Source organism: Enterobacter adelaidei (assembly GCF_041937165.1).
GTDB lineage: Bacteria > Pseudomonadota > Gammaproteobacteria > Enterobacterales > Enterobacteriaceae > Enterobacter > Enterobacter adelaidei.
Genome location: NZ_CP154353.1, coordinates 4,292,525 through 4,313,231 on the forward strand (window position 1 = coordinate 4,292,525; position 20,707 = coordinate 4,313,231).

14 protein-coding genes are annotated in these 20,707 nt (G+C 55.0%); 5 read left to right on the plus strand and 9 right to left on the minus strand.

The features are described 5' to 3' along the window. Positions 1 to 82 precede the first annotated feature (82 nt). A complete protein-coding gene (gene bioH, locus AAHF05_RS20950) occupies positions 83 to 856 on the minus strand; it encodes a pimeloyl-ACP methyl ester esterase BioH (protein WP_129324594.1) in 774 nt (257 codons plus the stop codon). A 37-nt stretch (positions 857 to 893) separates the two neighbouring features. Here bioH and gntX point away from each other — a divergent pair, with 37 nt between their 5' ends. The 3 genes from gntX (at position 894) to gntT (ending at position 3,838) form a co-directional block, all read left to right on the plus strand. Beyond that, positions 894 to 1,577: a DNA utilization protein GntX gene (gntX, locus tag AAHF05_RS20955; protein WP_128348361.1), complete on the plus strand. Its 684-nt coding sequence runs from the start codon at positions 894 to 896 to the stop codon at positions 1,575 to 1,577. Between the two features lie 61 nt (positions 1,578 to 1,638). Further along, entirely contained in the window at positions 1,639 to 2,214 is a 576-nt protein-coding gene (nfuA, locus tag AAHF05_RS20960; RefSeq protein WP_028018035.1) for a Fe-S biogenesis protein NfuA, read from the plus strand. A 307-nt stretch (positions 2,215 to 2,521) separates the two neighbouring features. Continuing rightward, positions 2,522 to 3,838, plus strand: a complete 1,317-nt coding sequence (gntT, locus tag AAHF05_RS20965) for a gluconate transporter (protein WP_129324593.1) — start codon at positions 2,522 to 2,524, stop codon at positions 3,836 to 3,838. A 36-nt stretch (positions 3,839 to 3,874) separates the two neighbouring features. Here the strand turns inward: gntT and malQ are convergent, their stop codons facing one another. Both malQ and malP read right to left on the minus strand, forming a co-directional pair. After that, entirely contained in the window at positions 3,875 to 5,956 is a 2,082-nt protein-coding gene (gene malQ, locus AAHF05_RS20970; RefSeq protein ID WP_129324592.1) for a 4-alpha-glucanotransferase, read from the minus strand. 9 nt (positions 5,957 to 5,965) lie between these two features. Next, positions 5,966 to 8,359 (minus strand): maltodextrin phosphorylase, encoded by a 2,394-nt coding sequence (malP, locus tag AAHF05_RS20975; protein ID WP_129324591.1) that lies wholly within the window; start codon positions 8,357 to 8,359, stop codon positions 5,966 to 5,968. A gap of 587 nt (positions 8,360 to 8,946) precedes the next feature. Between malP and malT the strand changes: the two genes are divergently transcribed. Then, positions 8,947 to 11,652, plus strand: coding sequence for an HTH-type transcriptional regulator MalT (gene malT / locus AAHF05_RS20980; RefSeq protein WP_129324590.1), 2,706 nt, complete (start codon positions 8,947 to 8,949; stop codon positions 11,650 to 11,652). Positions 11,653 to 11,734: 82 nt separating this feature from the next. On the opposite strand, the gene AAHF05_RS20985 is transcribed toward malT, so the two are convergent. Genes AAHF05_RS20985 through glpE form a run of 3 tightly spaced genes read right to left on the minus strand, consistent with a single transcriptional unit; the run spans position 11,735 to position 13,720 of the window. Next, entirely contained in the window at positions 11,735 to 12,493 is a 759-nt protein-coding gene (locus AAHF05_RS20985) for a DeoR/GlpR family transcriptional regulator (protein ID WP_008503060.1), read from the minus strand. A gap of 16 nt (positions 12,494 to 12,509) precedes the next feature. Next, a complete protein-coding gene (glpG, locus tag AAHF05_RS20990) occupies positions 12,510 to 13,340 on the minus strand; it encodes a rhomboid family intramembrane serine protease GlpG (RefSeq protein ID WP_028018039.1) in 831 nt (276 codons plus the stop codon). 47 nt (positions 13,341 to 13,387) lie between these two features. Then, on the minus strand, positions 13,388 to 13,720 hold the full coding sequence (glpE, locus tag AAHF05_RS20995; RefSeq protein WP_014885552.1) for a thiosulfate sulfurtransferase GlpE: 333 nt from the start codon (positions 13,718 to 13,720) through the stop codon (positions 13,388 to 13,390). Positions 13,721 to 13,908: 188 nt separating this feature from the next. On the opposite strand from glpE, the gene glpD reads away from it, so the two are divergent. Continuing rightward, positions 13,909 to 15,417, plus strand: a complete 1,509-nt coding sequence (gene glpD, locus AAHF05_RS21000) for a glycerol-3-phosphate dehydrogenase (protein ID WP_028018040.1) — start codon at positions 13,909 to 13,911, stop codon at positions 15,415 to 15,417. Between the two features lie 89 nt (positions 15,418 to 15,506). Here the strand turns inward: glpD and glgP are convergent, their stop codons facing one another. The 3 genes from glgP to glgC are packed head-to-tail and all read right to left on the minus strand — an operon-like array spanning position 15,507 to position 20,701. Further along, complete coding sequence (gene glgP, locus AAHF05_RS21005; protein WP_049005380.1) at positions 15,507 to 17,954, minus strand: glycogen phosphorylase; 2,448 nt, start codon at positions 17,952 to 17,954, stop codon at positions 15,507 to 15,509. 18 nt (positions 17,955 to 17,972) lie between these two features. Beyond that, positions 17,973 to 19,406, minus strand: coding sequence for a glycogen synthase GlgA (gene glgA, locus AAHF05_RS21010; protein WP_028018042.1), 1,434 nt, complete (start codon positions 19,404 to 19,406; stop codon positions 17,973 to 17,975). Further along, positions 19,406 to 20,701 (minus strand): glucose-1-phosphate adenylyltransferase, encoded by a 1,296-nt coding sequence (glgC, locus tag AAHF05_RS21015; RefSeq protein ID WP_374936420.1) that lies wholly within the window; start codon positions 20,699 to 20,701, stop codon positions 19,406 to 19,408. Before glgC ends, glgA begins: the two co-directional genes overlap by 1 nt. Positions 20,702 to 20,707: the final 6 nt, after the last annotated feature.

Here is a 20,707-nt window from a genome sequence, read left to right on the forward strand (position 1 = left end):
GATTGTCGTAGGCAGAACCACCGCAACGACATCTGGAGTATGGTTGCGGTGTAAGACTTTTTCCAGGCTGGATAGAAATTAATCAGTCTAAACGTTGACTTAACGCAATGAGCGCTGAGCAAAACTCCGCCGGATGAGAGATAAACGGGGCATGCGCCGCTTTGGCAATGATCTGCGATTCACTTTCCGGCCAGAGCGAATCCAGCAATGGAACCACTTTCCGTGGAACCAGTCCGTCGAGGTAGCCATAGATACGCAGATGCGGCATCGTCAGCGCAGACAGCGGTTCACGCAGGTCAACCGTTTTCAGGATCTCAAGACCACCGTTAAGCACCGCCACGTCCGGCATCGGCAGGGAAAGCACGGTCTGCTTCAATGCTCTCGCATCCTGACGTGCGGTTTCGGTCCCCATCGTTTGCAATGCGAGGAACCGTTCAACGGTCCGCTGAAAATCTTCACTCAGCTGTTGCTGGAAGCCCGCCAGCACATCCGGTTTTATACCCGGCCACGACGCTTGCGCACTAAAGCATGGCGACGAGGCCACGGTCACCAGCGCGCTCACGCGTTCTGGTCGGGAGAGCGCAATCTGGCTTGCTACCAGCCCGCCCAGGCTCCAGCCCAGCCAGATAGCGTTTTGTGGCGCGGCGGCAAGAACCTGCTGCGCCATCTCATCAAGCGACATAGGGCCAAAACCACGGCTGCGACCAAAACCCGGTAAATCCACCAGATGCAGCGTGAAATGCGAGGCCAATTCCTCGTTTATGCAATTCCATACTTCCGCATTCAGGCCCCATCCGTGCAGCAGCACAAGATGGCAATTTCCTGTCCCTACAGTCTGCCACCACAGCGTCTTCATCAGTTACTGTTCTCTTTATTTCACATGGAGGTTGCACATGCTAACAGTGCCTGGCTTGTGCTGGCTATGCCAAATGCCACTTACACTCAGTGGGTGGGGGATCTGTTCCGTCTGCACGCGGTCGCTGGAAGGACGTCTCACGGTCTGCCCACAATGTGGTTTACCGGCCACGAGCCGACATATACCCTGCGGACGCTGCCTGAAAAAATCCCCGCCCTGGAGCGCGCTGGTGGCGGTGGATGATTATGTTCCACCGTTGAACAGGCTCATTCACGCCCTGAAGTTTTCCGGTCAGAGTTCGCTGGCGCAACCTCTCGCCCGCCTGTTATTGCTGGCGGTGTTACAGGCTCGTCGTAGCCGCACCCTGCCGAAAATCGACAGGGTGGTGAATGTCCCCTTATACCGACGCCGACACTGGCGGCGCGGCTACAACCAGAGTGACCTGCTCTGTCGCCCACTCGCCCGCTGGCTCGGCTGTGAGTATGATGCCTCTGCGCTCACGCGTGTCCATGCCACCGCCATCCAGCATCAGCTCAACGCCCGGCTTCGCAAAAGAAACCTCAAAAATGCCTTTCGCCTTGAATTAGCGGTCAAAGGCCTCCATATCGCGATTGTGGATGATGTCGTCACCACAGGCAGTACCGTTGCTGAACTTTCCCGACTGCTTTTGCGAAGCGGCGCCGCGTCGGTTCAGGTATGGTGTCTGTGCCGTACCTTGTAGCCCTTCTTCAATGGGCGTATGATTATACCCAGGTAATTTAGTCAACTATTAGGCCAAAGCTATGATCCGTATTTCCGATTCTGCACAAGCGCACTTTGCCAAACTGCTGGCAAATCAGGAAGAAGGGACGCAGATCCGCGTGTTTGTGATCAATCCAGGCACTCCGAATGCAGAATGTGGTGTCTCTTATTGTCCGCCGGATGCGGTAGAAGCAACTGACACAGCCCTTAAATTTGAACAGCTCACCGCCTACGTTGATGAGCTGAGCGCACCGTATCTTGAAGATGCGGAGATCGACTTCGTCACCGACCAGCTGGGTTCTCAGCTGACTCTGAAAGCGCCGAACGCGAAAATGCGTAAAGTGGCAGACGATGCGCCGCTAATGGAGCGCGTAGAGTATCTTCTGCAGTCCCAAATCAACCCACAGCTGGCAGGCCACGGTGGGCGTGTTTCCCTGATGGAAATCACCGACGAAGGCTTCGCCATTCTGCAGTTTGGCGGCGGCTGTAACGGGTGTTCCATGGTCGATGTGACCCTGAAAGAAGGGATCGAAAAGCAGCTGCTGAACGAATTCCCGGAACTGAAAGGCGTGCGTGATCTGACCGAGCACCAGCGCGGCGAGCACTCTTACTACTGATTCAGTGCCCGTCTGTATCGCCCGGTGGCGCTGCGCTTACCGGGCTTCGCTTCTCCCCCTTCATTCCCTCCATATGTTGACCTGCGTCTCATAATTCAAATTTAGCCTCCCAGGGTGATTCTCAATCACATCATGTTACCCGTATCATTCTCGTGGGCACTAAGCACTCTCATAACAGCCGACTAAACTTATTGGTTTCCAAGGTATCAGTACTAGTGCCGTAATCACTCTGTTCCCAGTTGGGACAATCGGAATTTGTCGTTGAAACAATGACGTTACCCATAACAATTCAAAGGCCAGGTAAATCATGCCATTAGTCATCGTTGCTATCGGTGTTATGTTATTACTGCTCTTGATGATCCGTTTCAAAATGAACGGATTTATCGCTCTGGTTCTGGTGGCACTTGCAGTCGGTCTGATGCAAGGGATGCCGCTGGTGAAAGTCATCAGCTCCATTAAAGCCGGTGTCGGCGGGACGCTCGGCAGCCTGGCGTTGATCATGGGCTTCGGTGCCATGCTCGGCAAAATGCTGGCGGACTGCGGTGGTGCTCAACGTATTGCCACCACGCTCATTGCCAAATTTGGTAAGAAGAACATCCAGTGGGCGGTGGTTTTAACCGGTTTTACCGTCGGTTTCGCGCTGTTCTATGAAGTGGGCTTTGTGCTGATGCTGCCACTGGTGTTCACCATTGCGGCGGCGGCAAACATCCCTCTGCTGTATGTCGGTGTACCAATGGCTGCGGCGTTGTCCGTCACACACGGCTTCCTGCCACCGCACCCGGGTCCAACCGCTATCGCGACCATCTTCCACGCCGATATGGGTAAAACGCTGCTGTTCGGCACAATTCTCGCTATCCCAACAGTGATCCTGGCAGGCCCGGTGTATGCCCGCTTCCTGAAAGGCATTGATAAGCCAATCCCGGAAGGTCTGTACAGCGCAAAAACCTTCACCGAAGAAGAGATGCCTGGCTTTGGCGTCAGCGTCTGGACCTCTCTGGTGCCGGTTATCCTGATGGCGATGCGTGCCGTGGCAGAGATGATCCTGCCGAAAGGTCACCCGTTCCTGTCCGTTGCGGAGTTCCTGGGTGACCCGGTGATGGCAACCCTGATTGCGGTATTGATCGCGATGTTCACCTTTGGTCTGAACCGTGGTCGTTCAATGGATCAGATCAACGACACGCTGACCTCCTCCATCAAAATCATTGCCATGATGCTCCTGATCATCGGCGGTGGCGGTGCGTTCAAGCAGGTACTGGTCGACAGCGGCGTGGATAAATACATCGCGGCCATGATGCATGAAACTAACGTGTCACCGCTCCTGATGGCCTGGTCTATCGCCGCGGTTCTGCGTATTGCACTCGGTTCTGCGACCGTGGCCGCCATCACCGCCGGTGGTATCGTTGCGCCGCTGATTGCCACGACGGGTGTTAGCCCTGAGCTGATGGTTATCGCAGTCGGTTCCGGTAGCGTGATTTTCTCTCACGTAAACGATCCGGGCTTCTGGCTGTTCAAGGAGTACTTCAACCTGACTATCGGTGAAACCATCAAGTCCTGGTCTGCGCTGGAAACCATTATTTCAGTGTGTGGTCTGGTCGGGGTTCTGCTGTTGAATATGGTTATCTGATGTAAAAAAAGAACCCGCCAACTGGCGGGTTCTTTTTTATTTCTTCTTCACTACTGCTCGTCTGCGCTTATCCAAATCCTTAATCAGCTTGTTCACCCCATCATCAGCAAACATCTTCTCAAGGCTCACGGACAACTTGCGACGCCAGTTCTTGTACTGATAGCTGGTTCCCGGAATGTTCACCGGCCCGGCCATATCAATCCAGTCTTCCGGCTGCAGACCCAGCAGAGCGCTGTTGCTGTCAGCGATATAGCGCTGCAAGCCACGGTTGAGCGTCGGGGTCATCGCCATCAGCGACGCTTTATGCCCGGCACGTTTCGGCAAACAGCCATGCTTATGCAACGCATCCAGCAAGCCCTGTTTCGCCAGCTCACGATCCTGATACAGACCGCGTAATACCTCTTCATCTGGATACAGCCCCAGCGTTTTGCCAAGCGTCAGGTCACCGCTTTCCCAATAGCCACGCAGCGTAGGAAGATCATGCGTCGTCGCGACTGCCATTGACTGTTCAGGGTACGCTTTCGGCGCGCGGAAGGTTTTCTCATGGTCGTTTTCAAAATAGAGCACTTTATAGGAATACACACCGCTATCACGCAGTTTACTGACAATCTCCACTGGCACAGTACCCAGATCTTCACCGATCACCATGCACTGATGGCGCTTACTTTCCAGCGCCAGAATTGACAGGAGATCGTCAACCGGATACTGCACATACGCACCGTGATCCGCCGTTTCACCGTATGGGATCCACCACAGACGCAGCACGGACATCACATGGTCGATACGCAACGCCCCGCAGTTCTGCATGTTAGCGCGCAGCAGGTCGATAAACGGCTCGTAAGCACGCGCCGCCATCACGTGCGGATCCATCGGCGGTAATCCCCAGTTCTGACCGAGCGGGCCAAGGATATCAGGCGGTGCGCCCACAGAGGCCTTCAGGCAGTAAAGCTCACGGTCACACCAGGTTTCCGCCCCGCCTTCAGCTACACCCACGGCCAGGTCACGATACAGGCCAATCGGCATCTTGTAGCCCTGGCTTACCTGCCAGCAGGCAGCAAACTGGCTGTACGCCAGCCACTGCAGCCACAGGTAGAAATCCACCTCGTCTGCATGTTTCTTACAGAACGCTTTCACTTCCGGGGTATCAACAGATTGATACGCTTGCGGCCATACCGGCCAGCCCCAGCGCATTTCATCCTCTTTCACCTGATACGCGTGTAAAGCATCAAATGCCGCCTGCCAGTAAAGGCTTTCGCCCTCCTGGATAACAAACTGACGAAAAGCCGCCATCTGCCCATCATCGCGCCGGGCAAAACCTTTCCACGCCAGGCGTAAAGCCGCCATCTTCAGCGAGGTAACCGTCGAGTAATCAACCCATTCTGCGTCACGAGCCTGCTTCAGCATCTGCTGGGTGGTCGGAAGCTTCCACCATGCCTGCGCTTCTTTGTTGTTTTTGAAGTCATCTAACGCGTTAACGTCGATATAGATGACATTCAGCCAGCGACGGGACGACGGGCTATACGGGCTGGCACTTTCCGGGTTGGCCGGATAGAGTGCGTGAATAGGGTTAAGACCAATAAATGCGCCGCCGCGCTCCCCCACCGATGCCAGCATTTTTTTCAGGTCGCCAAAATCACCGATGCCCCAGTTGCTGTCGGAACGCAACGTATAGAGCTGCACACAGGCGCCCCACAGCTTTTTACCTTCAAGCAACGCCTGCGGTTCATAGCAACGTTTTGGTGCCACAATCACCCGACAAGGGTATCGCTGGTCGTCCTGGGTGAGCGTTAAGGTATGATAGCCCTCCGGCAGTTTTGCCGGAAGGTTTAGCATTTTGCCGCCGGTGGCATGGCCTTTGTGCTGATGCCCCTCTTCGGTGGTGAGCAGCCAGCTAAATTCACCGCGCCCCTCCACCGCCAGCGACATCTTTTTGCCTGAAGTGAAAACATTCACATTCGGCACCGGAGCAACCGACGCTTTCGCGTCGGTTTTGTGCATGGCATCCAGCAAACGTCTTTTGGTGTCCGCACCAATAGACTGCGGTTTGCCGTGCGCATTGATGTAACTGAGGCTAATTCCCGCCGCCTGTGCGGCACTGTCCAGACGTTTACTCTCCATCGCGCTTCCTTAGCGTTTTGCCTGCCAGATACGGGCCTGATAATCACGAATTGAGCGGTCAGAGCTGAACATACCGCAGCGGGCGGTATTCAGAATGCACGCCCGGGTCCAGGCTTCCTGGTCGCGATACAGAACATCAACCTGTTTTTGTGCGTCGACATAGGCTGTGAAGTCCGCCATCACCAGATACGGGTCACCGCCATGCTTGTCCATGCTGTGCAGCATCTGGTCAAACGCGTGCTTGTCGCCGTCGCTGTATTTACCGCTTTCCAGTTCCTTCAGCACCGCATCAAGCACTTTGTCTTTCTTACGCCATTTCACCGGGTCATAGCCTTTGGCCTTGATGGCTTTCACCTCTTCCACGGTATGACCGAAGATGAAGATATTCTCTTCACCCACTTTCTCTGCGATTTCAACGTTTGCACCGTCCAGTGTGCCAACCGTCAGCGCGCCGTTAAGCGCCAGCTTCATGTTGCCGGTACCGGATGCTTCTTTACCCGCCGTAGAAATCTGCTCAGAGATGTCCGCCGCTGGGATCAGCATTTCAGCCGCCGAGACGCAGTAATCTGGCAGGAATACGACCTTAAGCTTGTCGCCCACTTTCGGGTCGTTGTTTATAGCTTCAGCAACCTTGTTGATGGCCAGAATAATGTTTTTCGCCAGGTAGTAGCCCGGCGCCGCTTTCGCACCGAACAGGAACACGCGTGGTACGCGGTCAGCCTGTGGGTTCTCGCGGATCTCTTTGTACAGCGCCAGAATGTGCAGCAGATTCAGGTGCTGACGTTTGTACTCGTGCAGGCGTTTGATCTGAATGTCAAAAATGGCATTCGGGTTGATCTCAATTCCGGTACGCGCTTTGACAAACGCTGCCAGGCGAACTTTGTTTTCCCGCTTGATCGCACGGTACTGCTCGCGGAATTTCGCGTCGTCGGCGTATTTTTCCAGGTTGATGAGCTGGTCCAGATCGTTGGCCCACTCTTTCTTCAGGGTTTTGTCCAGCAGCCCTGCCAGCAGTGGGTTGCACTGCTTGATCCAGCGACGCGGCGTGATGCCGTTGGTCACGTTGTGGAATTTAGTCGGCCACAGCTGGTGATATTCCGGGAACAGATCTTTTACCACCAGATCCGAGTGCAGCGCTGCCACACCGTTTACGGCAAAGCCGCTTACCACGCACATGTTCGCCATGCGCACCTGTTTGTCATGAACCACTGCCAGCTTCGCCCAGACTTCTTTGTCGCCAGGCCAGGTCTTTTTCACCAGCACTTTAAAGCTGTCGTTAATCTTGTTGATGATCTGCATATGACGCGGCAGCAGGGCTTTCACCAGCTTCTCGTCCCAGCACTCCAGCGCTTCTGGCATCAGGGTGTGGTTGGTGTAAGCGAATGTGCGGCTGGTGATGGCCCATGCGTCATCCCAGCTCAGCTGATGCTCGTCGATCAGCACGCGCAGCAGTTCCGGGATTGCGATCGTCGGGTGTGTATCGTTGAGCTGAATCACTTCGAAATCAGGCAGCTGCGCCAGCTTGCGGCCTGCCAGATGATGACGACGCAGGATATCCGCCACGGAACAGGCACACTGGAAGTACTGCTGCATCAGACGCAGTTTTTTACCCGCCAGATGGTTGTCGTTCGGGTAGAGGACTTTTGTCAGTTTTTCGGCGTCGATACCTTGCTGTTCAGCGCGCAGGAAATCGCCGTCGTTGAATTTGGTCAGGTTGAACGGATGCGCGTGCTTCGCCTGCCACAGACGCAGAGGCTGCGCCACGCCGTTACGGTAACCCAGCACCGGCAGGTCCCAGGCTTCGCCAGTAATGGTGAATGCCGGTTCCCAGAGACCTTGCTTCGTCACTTTCCCGCCAATCCCGACCTGCACATCCAGCTGCGCGTTGTGGCGGAACCACGGGTAAGTATTGCGGTGCCAGTCGTCCGGCGCTTCCATCTGATGACCATCGGCAAATGACTGACGGAACAGGCCGTACTGGTAGTTGAGACCATAGCCAATTGCTGACTGGCCAACGGTCGCCATGGAGTCAAGGAAGCAGGCAGCCAGACGTCCCAGTCCACCGTTACCCAGCGCGGGGTCAATCTCTTCTTCAAGCAGGTCGGTCAGATTAATGTCATGCTCTTTGAGCACATCACCAACGTCCTGATACCAGCCAAGGTTCAGCAGGTTGTTGCCCGTCAGACGGCCAATCAGGAATTCCATCGAGATGTAGTTCACGTGTCGCTGGTTTTTCACCGGCTTTGCCAAAGGCTGAGCATCCAGCTGTTCCGCGAGCGCACCACTCACCGCCTGCCACCACTGGTGAGGCGTCATTTCGTTTGCCGCATGAAGGCCAAAACGCTGCCACTGACGCGTCAGGGCAGCCTGGAATTGAGCTTTGTTGAAGGTAGGCTGTGACATAGGGGATCGGCATCCTTTAGAAAGAAAACACAAGTTGGCGCTAGTGTGCCTGGCTCATTTCACCTCTTCCTCCTCCTGTGGGGGATTAGACAGGGATGAGTAGCGGGGATGAGCATGAAAATGTGATCGAGGCCACTCTCAGAGCATAGTTCGAGTGTGCCCTGAAGATAAAAAAGTAACCGGGGAGAATGTCAAAGAAATGAAATGCAGTTTCGGGGGTTAATTAAACCCCTCTGAAATGATTACTTACGTAGAATAATATTTCTGCAATCGGGTAATAACTAAGGAGATTATTAATCACTTATAATTTTACCCGAACTTTATTACATTTGACGTCACTATCCCTTTCTGAAACCAGTTTCAGCGCAGCCGTACCAGAACCATACAAGCCAGCATTGACGCGGTGTTAAAGCCCATTCCAGAAAGTTCCATCATCTGTCTGAATGTTTTGTGACAGAGTGCAAATTCAGAGCCACCAAATCCAGACATAACTTGCAATAGTTCTCTTTCTGGCCGACCTTATATCGTATTAATTACGAAGCGCAAAAAAAATAAAATCTCTCGTTCCCCACAGTGAAGTGAAACCTATGTTGATTCCGTCTAAATTAAGTCGCCCGGTTCGCCTTGACCATACAGTGGTCCGCGAGCGCCTGTTGGCTAAACTTTCCGGCGCGCATAATTTCCGACTGGCGCTGGTTACGAGCCCTGCAGGTTATGGAAAAACAACGCTCATTTCTCAATGGGCAGCAGGTAAGAGCGATCTTGGCTGGTACTCCCTTGATGAGGGCGATAACCAGCAAGAGCATTTTGCCAGCTATTTGATTGCCGCTATTCAACAGGCAACCAATGGACACTGCGTCGCCAGTGAGGTGATGGTGCAAAAGCGCCAGTACGCCAGCCTGTCCTCCCTTTTCTCTCAGTTGTTTATTGAACTGGCCGAATGGCATCGCCCACTGTATGTGGTGATTGATGATTACCATCTCATCACTAACCCGGTAATTCATGAGTCGATGCGTTTCTTCCTGCGCCATCAACCGGAAAACCTGACTCTGGTGGTACTGTCACGAAACCTGCCGCAGTTGGGTATTGCCAACCTGCGCGTGCGCGATCAACTTCTGGAAGTGGGCAGCCAGCAGCTGGCTTTTACTCATCAGGAAGCGAAACAGTTCTTTGACTGCCGTCTGACCTCCCCCATTGAGGCATCAGAAAGCAGCCGGATGTGTGACGATGTCGCAGGCTGGGCCACTGCACTGCAGTTAATTGCCCTCTCTGCCCGGCAAAACAACAGCCCGGCGCATCAGTCAGCGCGTCGACTGGCAGGGATCAATGCCAGCCATCTTTCTGATTATCTTGTGGATGAGGTGCTGGACAGCGTCGATCCGTCTACCCGTAACTTCCTGCTGAAAAGCTCCCTGCTGCGTTCCATGAACGACGCGCTGATTGTGCGCGTGACGGGCTGCGAAAACGGCCAGCTACAGCTTGAAGAAATTGAACGTCAGGGCCTGTTCCTGACGCGTATGGACGATCCCGGCGAATGGTTCAGCTACCATCCGCTGTTTGGCAGTTTCCTGCGCCAGCGTTGCCAGTGGGAGCTTGCGGTTGAACTGCCGGAAATTCATCGCGCTGCCGCCGAAAGCTGGATGGCACAAGGCTTCCCGAGCGAGGCGATCCATCATGCGCTGGCCGCAGGTGATGCCAACATGCTGCGTGATATTCTCCTCAACCATGCGTGGGGCTTGTTCAACCACAGCGAACTGACGTTGCTTGAAGAGTCCCTCAAAGCGCTGCCGTGGGAAAGTCTACTGGAGAACCCGCGTCTGGTGTTGCTGCAGGCCTGGCTGATGCAGAGCCAACATCGCTATAGCGAAGTGAATACCCTGCTGGCACGTGCGGAGCAGGAGATGGAAAGCAACATGGACACGCCCCTGCACGGTGAATTTAACGCCCTGCGGGCCCAGGTCGCGATTAACGACGGCGACCCGGATGAAGCCGAGCGCCTGGCGATGGTCGCACTGGATGAACTGCCGCTGGCCAACTTCTACAGCCGGATCGTTGCCACGTCGGTACACGGTGAAGTGCTGCACTGCAAAGGCGAGCTGACGCGCTCCCTTTCGCTGATGCAGCAAACGGAACAAATGGCACGGCGCCATGATGTCTGGCACTACGCATTGTGGAGCCTGATCCAGCAAAGCGAAATTCTGTTCGCTCAGGGGTTCCTGCAGGCTGCCTGGGAAAATCAGGAAAAAGCCTTCCAGCTGATTCGGGAACAGCATCTGGAACAGTTGCCGATGCACGAGTTCCTGTTGCGTATTCGCGCTCAGCTCCTGTGGGCATGGTCACGTCTGGATGAAGCTGAAAGTTGCGCCCGCCAGGGTGTGGACGTGCTTTCTGGCTTCCAGCCACAGCAACAGTTGCAGTGTCTGGCGCTGCTGGTGCAGTGCTCGCTGGCGCGCGGCGATCTCGATAACGCCCGTAATCATCTTAACCGTCTCGAAAACCTGCTGGGCAACGGTCAGTATCATAGCGACTGGGTATCGAACGCCGATAAGGTCCGGGTGATTTACTGGCAAATGACAGGCGATAAAAAATCCGCCGCCAACTGGCTGCGTCAGACGCCAAAACCGGAATTTGCTAACAACCACTTCCTGCAGAGCCAGTGGCGCAACATTGCCCGCGCGCAGATCCTGCTCGGTGAATTAGAGCCCGCGGAGATTGTGCTGGAAGAGCTGAACGAGAACGCGCGCGGCCTGCGTCTGATGAGCGATCTGAACCGCAACCTGCTGCTGCTGAACCAGCTCTACTGGCAGGCGGGTCGTAAAAATGATGCTCAGCGTGTACTGCTGGAAGCGCTGCAACTCGCGAACCGCACCGGGTTTATCAGCCACTTTGTGATTGAAGGTGAAGTGATGGCGCAGCAGCTGCGTCAGTTGATTCAGCTTAATACGCTGCCGGAACTCGATCAGCATCGCGCTCAACGTATTTTGCGCGAAATCAACCAGCACCATCGCCATAAGTTTGCGCATTTCGATGAGAACTTTGTCGAACGTCTGTTGAACCACCCGGAAGTACCGGAGCTTATCCGCACCAGCCCGCTCACCCAGCGTGAATGGCAGGTACTGGGGCTGATCTACTCCGGCTATAGCAATGAACAAATTGCGGGTGAACTGGCGGTTGCTGCGACCACCATCAAAACGCATATCCGCAACCTGTATCAAAAGCTGGGCGTGGCGCATCGTCAGGATGCGGTGCAGCATGCGCAGCGATTGTTGAAGATGATGGGGTACGGAGTGTAATTCATTGCCCGGCGGCGCTACGCTTGCACGGGCATACGGAGTTTTGTAGGTCGGGTAAGCGCAGCGCCACCCGACACAATTCCTAGCACAATTCCAGCTGCAAATTATTATCTTTAATCACCTGCATGACGCCCGCCGGCGGCATCACGTCTGTATACACCGCATCCACCATGCTGATGCTGCCCATGTTTACCATCGCATTACGGCCAAACTTCGAATGGTCTACCACCAGCATCACATGACGTGAGTTTTCAATAATCGCGCGCTTAGTACGCACCTCGTGATAATCAAACTCCAGCAGCGAGCCGTCGCTGTCGATGCCGCTGATCCCGAGAATGCCAAAATCGAGGCGGAACTGAGAGATAAAGTCGAGGGTCGCTTCGCCGATAATCCCGCCGTCGCGGCTTCGCAGTTCGCCGCCCGCGAGAATAATGCGGAAATCGTCTTTCTGCATCAGGGTGTTGGCGACGTTCAGGTTGTTGGTGACCACGCGCAGGTTCTCATGATCCAGCAGCGCATGGGCGACCGCTTCCGGCGTGGTGCCGATATCAATAAACAGCGTCGCCCCGTTCGGGATCTGGCTGGCGACCTTACGGGCAATGCGTTCTTTCTCTGCCGTCTGCGTGGCTTTACGATCGTGCCAGGAGGTGTTGACCGAGCTGGACGGCAGCGCCGCCCCGCCGTGGTGGCGCAGAATACGGTTCTGATCGGCCAGATCGTTCAGATCACGACGGATGGTTTGCGGGCTGACGGCAAACTGCTCAACCAACTCTTCAGTACTGACGTATCCCTGTTTTTTTACCAGTTCGATAATGGCGTCATGACGTTGTGTTTGTTTCATCAATTATCCCTGAGAATTATGTTCGTTTTCGCGCATGGAGCGTATCGGCAAAGGCCATTGCCAACCCGACAACCAGGCCAGTGACGTGTGCACCATTGGCGATAGACATACCAAACAGATCAAACCATCCGGCAATTAGCCATATTAACGCAAAGGTTATGAGCCCGCGTTGCAAATAGATGCCGCTTTCCGGGTCGCGCTCCCCGCGAAGCCAGACGTAGCCCATCAGGGCGTATACCACGCCAGACAGCCCACCGAACCACGGACCGCTAAATTTATGCTGCACATAGCCGCTCAGCAGGGCGCTAATAATGGTGATAACGATCAGCTTGCCGCTGCCGAGCCGCTTCTCAACGATACCGCCGAGATACCACCACCACAGCAGGTTAAAGAGGATGTGCATCACCGAGAAGTGCATCAGCGCGTGGGTAAAGTAGCGCCAGACATCAAACTCCAGAGAGGGGTCGTACGGCCACGCCAGAGCGATCATCACGCTCTGGTCACCTACCACGTTCATAATGATAAAGACGACAATACAGGCCGCCATCAGCAGTAGCGTAAACGGCCCTGCACGTTCACGCACGGTGGCAAAGAAAGGAAAACGACGATAATGCAACCCACTGCCCGTCTGGCCAGATTGCCAGCTGGCAGCCAGATAGCGCGGGTCGCCGGGGTTCTCAAGAAAACGCGCCAGCTCCTCGTTTACCCGCCCTGCCTGGCTCTCGTCGGCCAGCCAGACATCGGTCTGAGTATGTTGCTGGATGGTCAGAATAACACCCTGCGTCGCCATGTAGTCGACAAACGCCTGGGCGACACGCGGGTTGGTAAAAGAGGTGATCATCAACATGGGTAGCGGTCGCTTATTTCCACACAAAAGGGGACAGTATAGCGGGATCAGCGCTCAAACGCGTACTCAACTTCTGCCGGGAAATGGCGATGCCATGCATCGAATCCGCCGTCGACGCTGTATACCGCATCATAACCCTGCTGAAGCAGGTACTGCGCCGCACCTTTACTGCTGTTGCCGTGGTAGCACATGACCATCACCGGTGTGTCGAAGTCGTTATCGCGCATAAACGCGCCCAGCGTGTCGTTGGTAAGATGGAACGCGCCCGGCGTGTGGCCCATCGCAAAACTCTGCGGATCGCGGATGTCCACCAGCACCGCCGTTCCCTGGTGCATCTTCTGATGGGCTTCTTCTACGTTAATACATTCAAACTGATCCATGGTGTTCTCTTTACATTGGTCAACGGCACTATTTTACCCCGTAGTGTACGTCCTGGCGGCGGGTAAACGCCATTATGTTATCCATATCACTCTAAATTGTTTTTTTGATGTTACCAAAAGCGCGTTCCTTTGCTATTATGAGCGATATCGAACATTTCTGAGCTTTAACGAAAGTGCATGAGGGTGTTATGGAAACCAAAGATCTGATTGTGATAGGCGGTGGCATCAACGGTGCCGGTATTGCGGTCGATGCCGCAGGACGCGGATTATCCGTACTGATGCTGGAAGCTAACGATCTCGCCTGTGCGACGTCGTCCGCCAGCTCCAAACTGATTCACGGTGGCCTGCGCTACCTGGAACACTACGAATTCCGCCTGGTCAGCGAAGCGCTGGCTGAACGTGAAGTATTGTTGAAAATGGCACCGCATCTGGCGATTCCGATGCGTTTCCGCCTGCCCCATCGCCCGCATCTGCGTCCGGCCTGGATGATCCGAATCGGTCTGTTTATGTACGATCACCTGGGTAAACGCACCAGTCTGCCGGGTTCGAACGGTTTGCGTTTTGGTTCAGAATCGGTCCTTAAACCTGAAATCGTGCGCGGATTCGAATATTCCGATTGCTGGGTAGACGATGCACGTCTGGTTCTGGCGAACGCACAGATGGTGGTGAAGAAAGGCGGCGAGGTGAAAACCCGCACCCGCGCGACCTCTGCTCGTCGTGAAAACGGTCTGTGGATTGTCGACGCGGAAGACATCGATACCGGCGAGAAATTCAGCTGGAAAGCACGCGGCCTGGTCAACGCCACCGGTCCGTGGGTGAAACAGTTCTTTGACGAAGGCATGCACCTGCCTTCGCCATACGGTATTCGCCTGATCAAAGGCAGCCATATTGTGGTGCCGCGCGTACATACCCAGAAGCAGGCTTATATTCTGCAGAACGAAGATAAGCGCATCGTGTTTGTGATCCCGTGGATGGACGAGTTTTCGATTATTGGCACCACCGACGTGGAGTACAAAGGCGATCCGAAAAACGTTGAGATCGACGAGAGCGAGGTCAACTACCTGCTGAAAGTGTACAACGCGCACTTTAAGAAACAGCTGTCTCGTAATGATGTGGTCTGGACTTACTCCGGCGTGCGTCCGCTGTGCGATGACGAATCGGATTCACCGCAGGCCATCACCCGCGACTATACGCTTGATATTCACGACGTAGATGGGCAGGCACCGCTGCTGTCGGTGTTTGGCGGCAAACTCACCACTTATCGTAAGCTGGCCGAGCACGCGCTGGAAAAACTGGTGCCGTATTATAAAGGCATTGGCCCGGCATGGACCAAAGGTGCCGTGCTGCCTGGCGGAGATATCGGGGATAACCGCGATGATTATGCCGCGAAGCTGCGTCGCCGCTATCCGTTCATCACCGAAGGGATGGCACGCCATTATGCCCGTACTTACGGTAGCAACACGGAGTGGATCCTGGGTGAAGCCAAAGAGATTGCCGATCTGGGCGAACATTTCGGCCATGAACTGTATGAAGCCGAGTTGCGTTATCTGGTTGAACATGAGTGGGTGCGCCGCCTGGATGACGCCATCTGGCGTCGTACTAAAGAAGGGATGTGGCTGGATGCCGAGCAGCAGTCTCGCGTGGCGCAGTGGTTACTGCAAAATGCGGGGAAGCGTGAGCTGTCGCTGGCGTCCTGATGTGAAAAAATGCCCGGTGGCGCTACGGCTTACCGGGCCTACGGGATCAAGTAGGCCGGGTAAGGCGAAGCCGCCACCCGGCTTTGTTTTTACAACCTCACCGGATCAATATGCCAGATCGTCTCGGCATACTCTTTGATGGTCCTGTCTGACGAGAAATACCCCATATTGGCGATGTTGTGCATCGCGGCAATGGTCCATTTCTCCTGCTGCCGGTACAGTTCGTCCACTTTATCCTGACAATCCACGTAGCTGCGATAATCCGCCAGCACCTGATAGTGATCGCCAAAGTTAATCAGCGAATCTACCAGGTCACGATAGCGGCCAGGCTCGTCAGGGCTAAACACGCCGGTGGCGATTTGCGTCAATACCTGGCGTAGCTCTTCATCCTCTTCGTAATATTTACGCGGCGAGTAACCCTGCTTACGCAGCGCTTCGACCTCTTCCGTTGTGTTACCGAAGATAAAGATGTTATCTGCACCGACATGCTCCAGCATCTCGACATTCGCCCCGTCCAGCGTACCAATGGTCAGCGCGCCGTTAAGGGCAAACTTCATGTTACTGGTACCGGACGCTTCGGTACCTGCCGTGGAAATCTGCTCAGAGAGATCCGCCGCCGGGATGATCAGCTGCGCCAGACTGACGCTGTAGTTCGGGATGAAAACCACCTTCAGCTTGTCACCAATTTCCGGATCCAGGTTGACCACCTTCGCCACATCATTGATGAGGTGAATGATATGCTTGGCCATGTAGTAGGCGGAAGCTGCCTTGCCGGCAAAGATCTTCACCCGTGGCACCCACTCAGCCGTAGGGTCGGCCTTGATGCGGTTGTAATGGGTGATCACATGCAGCACGTTCATGAGCTGACGTTTGTACTCATGGATGCGCTTGATCTGCACATCGAACAGCGCTTTCGGGTTGGCGACTACGTTCAGGTGTAATGCAAGATATACTGACAAACGCTTTTTGTTCAGCAGCTTGGCTTCACGCACGGCTTTGTTGACCGTCGGGAAATCAATGTGCTGTTCCAGCTCGCTCAGCTGGCTCAAATCGGTACGCCAGGTGCGACCGATATTCTCATCCAGCACCTCAGAGAGCGGCTGATTGGCCAGCGCCAGCCAACGTCGTGGCGTCACGCCGTTGGTCACGTTGCAAAAACGTGTCGGGAAGATCTTCGCAAAGTCAGCAAACAGCGACTGTACCATCAGGTTTGAGTGCAACTCGGACACTCCGTTAACCTTGTGGCTGATCACCACCGCCAGCCAGGCCATGCGCACACGGCGGCCGTTCGACTCATCAATGATCGACGTACGACTCAGCAGGCCGGTATCGTTCGGGTACTGCTCCTGCAACGTCTTGAGGAAGTAATCGTTAATCTCAAAGATGATCTGCAGATGGCGCGGCAGGATTTTGCCGAGCATATCCACCGGCCAGGTTTCCAGCGCTTCGCTCATCAGCGTGTGGTTGGTGTATGAGAACACCTGACAGGTCACTTCAAACGCATCATCCCAGCTGAACTTATGTTCGTCGATCAGCAGGCGCATCAGCTCAGGAATGGAGAGCACCGGGTGGGTGTCGTTGAGGTGAATCGCGGTTTTCTCCGCCAGGTTGGCGTAGGTTTTGTGCAGCTGGTAGTGACGGCTCAGGATATCCTGAATCGTCGAGGACACCAGGAAATACTCCTGGCGCAGGCGCAGCTCACGCCCGGAGTAGGTTGAGTCATCCGGGTAAAGGACACGGGACACGTTCTCGGAGTGGTTTTTATCTTCCACCGCCGCGAAGTAGTCACCCTGGTTGAATTTACCGAGGTTAATTTCGCTACTGGCCTGGGCGCTCCACAGGCGCAGCGTGTTGGTTGCGTCAGTGTCGTAGCCCGGGATGATCTGGTCATAGGCCACGGCCAGGATCTCTTCGGTTTCCACCCAGCGGGATTTTTTCCCTTCCTGTTGGATACGTCCACCGAAGCGCACTTTGTAACGCGTATTGTGACGCTTGAACTCCCACGGGTTGCCATACTCCAGCCAGTAGTCCGGCGACTCTTTCTGACGTCCGTCGACAATGTTCTGTTTGAACATGCCGTAGTCATAGCGAATACCGTAACCACGCCCCGGCAGCGCCAGCGTCGCCAGCGAATCCAGGAAGCAGGCAGCAAGGCGTCCCAGGCCGCCGTTACCGAGACCCGGGTCATTCTCTTCGTCAATCAGTTCTTCTAAATCTAACCCCATCTCTTCCAGGGCGTTTTTGACGTCGTCATAAATACCGAGCGACAACAGCGCATTGGAAAGTGTGCGGCCAATCAAAAATTCCATCGACAGGTAATAAACCTGACGCGTTTCCTGTGAGAGCTGGGCACGGTTGGAGCGCAGCCAGCGTTCAACTAAACGGTCACGCACGGCAAACAGGGTGGCGTTCAGCCACTCGTGTTTGTTCGCGATGACCGGATCTTTCCCGATGGTAAACATCAGCTTGTAGGCGATAGAGTGCTTTAACGCCTCAACGCTGAGTGTGGGTGAAGAGTAGCTAAAAGGTGCATTCATATCAGTGACTCCGCCTTGTTACATCAAGCGTTGATAAAGATCGCGGTATGACTGCGCCGCAACGTGCCAGCTAAAGTCCATGCTCATCGCCTGGCGCTGAACATAACGCCACAAGGAAGGCCGGGACCATAAAACGAAAGCACGCCGAATCGCCCGTAACAACGACCAGGCATTACTGTCTTCAAACACAAACCCGCTGGCGATACCGTCCGCCAGGTTTTCCAGAGAGCTGTCGGAAACCGTGTCAGCCAGCCCACCCGTGCGACGCACCAGCGGTAACGTGCCGTATTTCAGGCCGTAGAGTTGCGTCAGGCCGCAGGGTTCGAAACGGCTTGGCACCAGGATGACGTCCGCGCCGCCCATAATGCGGTGCGAAAACGCCTCGTGATAGCCAATCTGCACCCCAACCTGACCGGGATGTTCCGCCGCCGCAGCCAGAAAACCCTCCTGCAGCACCGGATCACCCGCGCCAAGCAGCGCCAGTTGCCCTCCCTGCTCCAGTAAACCAGGCAGCGCTTCCAGCACCAGATCCAGCCCTTTCTGGCTGGTCAGACGGCTGACCACGGCGAACAACGGTACTTTGTCGTTCACCTTCAGACCCATGGCAATTTGCAGCTGGCGCTTGTTTTCGGCTTTGTCCTCGACCGAATCACGGCCATAGCGCGACGCCAGCAGGAGATCGGTTTCCGGGCTCCAGATCTTTTCATCCACACCGTTCAGAATACCCGACAGGCGCCCTTCACGATGCCGCTGTCGCAGTAGCCCTTCCAGGCCATAACCAAACTCCGGCTGGGTAATTTCCCGGGCGTAAGTCGGGCTCACGGCGGTAATATGATCGGCATAGTAAAGCCCGGCTTTCAGGAACGAGATCTGCCCGTTAAACTCCAGCCCGTGCATGTTATAGAACGACAGTGGCAGATCGATTTCATGCATGTGATGGGCATAGTACATCCCCTGATATGCCAGGTTATGCACGGTAAAGACTGACCTGGCCGGGTGGCCGCGCGCGGCCAGATACGCCGGGGCAAGCCCGGCGTGCCAGTCGTGCGCGTGCACCACATCCGGACGCCAGAACGGATCCAGCCCCGTCGCCATTTCTGCACCGACCCAGCCGAGCAACGCAAAGCGCAGCACGTTGTCCGGGTAAGCAAACAGGTTGGTGTCGTGATACGGACTCCCGGGCCTGTCGTATAAGTGCGGCGCGTCAATCAGGTAGATCCCAACGCCGTTGTAATGTCCAAACAGCAGGGTGATGCGCCCGGCAAAAGTCTCACGACGCGTCACCACTTTTGCATCAGGGATACCACGCCGGATATCCGGAAATGCGGGCAGCAGGACTCGGGTATCCACCCCTCCGGCGATTTGCGCCGCCGGTAATGCACCAAGAACATCCGCCAGGCCGCCCGTTTTTAACAACGGAAACATCTCAGAACATACGTGTAAAACCTGCATCATCGCTCCTGTTTGATCTGCAGCTTCCGCAACATTTCCCGTGTTACTAACACGATTCCCTCTTCCGAACGGTAGAAGCGACGCGCGTCTTCTTCCGCATTTTCACCAATGACCATCCCCTCAGGAATGACACAGGCGCGGTCGATAACGCAGCGACGCAGGCGACACGAACGTCCTACCCAGACATCCGGCAATAAGACTGCCGAATCAATATTACAGAATGAATTTATCCGCACGCGGGGGAACAGCACTGACTGCACCACCACCGACCCTGAAATAATGCATCCGCCAGAAACCAGCGAGTTCAGTGTCATACCGTGGCTACCCGAACGGTCCTGAACGAATTTGGCTGGCGGCAGCGATTCCATATGAGTACGAATCGGCCAGTTCTGATCGTACATATCCAGCTCAGGGGTCACCGAAGCCAGGTCGAGGTTCGCCTTCCAGTACGCCTCCAGCGTTCCCACATCGCGCCAGTAAGGTTCCGCATTTGGGTCGGATTGCACGCAGGACAACGGGAAGGGATGTGCATACGCCATGCCAGCTTGCGTAATTTTCGGGATGATATCTTTGCCAAAGTCATGGCTGGAGTTTTCGTCTTTGTCGTCTTCTTCGAGCAGTTCATAAAGGTAATCTGCATCAAAGACATAGATCCCCATACTGGCGAGTGATTTCGTATCATCTCCCGGCATGGTCGGCGGGTTTGCAGGTTTTTCGACGAAGTCGATAATTTTGTCGTCCGCATCCACGTGCATTACGCCAAACGCCGTCGCTTCAGCAACGGGCACCGGCAGACACGCCACGGTGCAACGCGCCCCTTTTTCGACATGGTCGATGAGCATGTGGGAGTAGTCTTGCTTGTAAATATGATCCCCGGCGAGGATCACGATGTATTCCGCGTTATAACGACGAATGATATCGAGGTTTTGCGTCACCGCATCCGCCGTGCCCCGGTACCAGTTTTCGCCGTGAACGCGCTGCTGGGCCGGGAGGAGATCGACAAACTCATTCATCTCTTCGCTGAAGAAGAACCAGCCGCGCTGGATATGCTGCACCAGCGTGTGTGATTGATACTGCGTAATGACGCCAATGCGGCGGATGCCAGAGTTGAGGCAATTGGAGAGTGCGAAATCAATGATACGGAACTTACCACCAAAGTGAACAGCCGGCTTGGCGCGTTTGATGGTCAAATCTTTCAGACGGGTACCACGCCCACCAGCGAGTATCAGGGCAACCGTTTTTAATGGTAGCTGGCGTGCCAACATTAAGGGATCGTTCTTCTCTAATCTAACCATGACTAA

Bases quoted from the DNA above. Each gene is read 5' to 3' on its own strand.
- gntX (WP_128348361.1), top strand. From the start codon at position 894: ATGCTAACAGTGCCTGGCTTGTGCTGGCTATGCCAAATGCCACTTACA.
- malT (WP_129324590.1), top strand. From the start codon at position 8,947: ATGTTGATTCCGTCTAAATTAAGTCGCCCGGTTCGCCTTGACCATACA.
- AAHF05_RS20985 (WP_008503060.1), bottom strand. From the start codon at position 12,493: ATGAAACAAACACAACGTCATGACGCCATTATCGAACTGGTAAAAAAA.
- glgC (WP_374936420.1), bottom strand. From the start codon at position 20,701: ATGGTTAGATTAGAGAAGAACGATCCCTTAATGTTGGCACGCCAGCTA.
- glpE (WP_014885552.1), bottom strand. From the start codon at position 13,720: ATGGATCAGTTTGAATGTATTAACGTAGAAGAAGCCCATCAGAAGATG.
- glpD (WP_028018040.1), top strand. From the start codon at position 13,909: ATGGAAACCAAAGATCTGATTGTGATAGGCGGTGGCATCAACGGTGCC.
- nfuA (WP_028018035.1), top strand. From the start codon at position 1,639: ATGATCCGTATTTCCGATTCTGCACAAGCGCACTTTGCCAAACTGCTG.
- glgA (WP_028018042.1), bottom strand. From the start codon at position 19,406: ATGCAGGTTTTACACGTATGTTCTGAGATGTTTCCGTTGTTAAAAACG.
- malP (WP_129324591.1), bottom strand. From the start codon at position 8,359: ATGTCACAGCCTACCTTCAACAAAGCTCAATTCCAGGCTGCCCTGACG.
- bioH (WP_129324594.1), bottom strand. From the start codon at position 856: ATGAAGACGCTGTGGTGGCAGACTGTAGGGACAGGAAATTGCCATCTT.
- malQ (WP_129324592.1), bottom strand. From the start codon at position 5,956: ATGGAGAGTAAACGTCTGGACAGTGCCGCACAGGCGGCGGGAATTAGC.
- gntT (WP_129324593.1), top strand. From the start codon at position 2,522: ATGCCATTAGTCATCGTTGCTATCGGTGTTATGTTATTACTGCTCTTG.
- glpG (WP_028018039.1), bottom strand. From the start codon at position 13,340: ATGTTGATGATCACCTCTTTTACCAACCCGCGTGTCGCCCAGGCGTTT.
- glgP (WP_049005380.1), bottom strand. From the start codon at position 17,954: ATGAATGCACCTTTTAGCTACTCTTCACCCACACTCAGCGTTGAGGCG.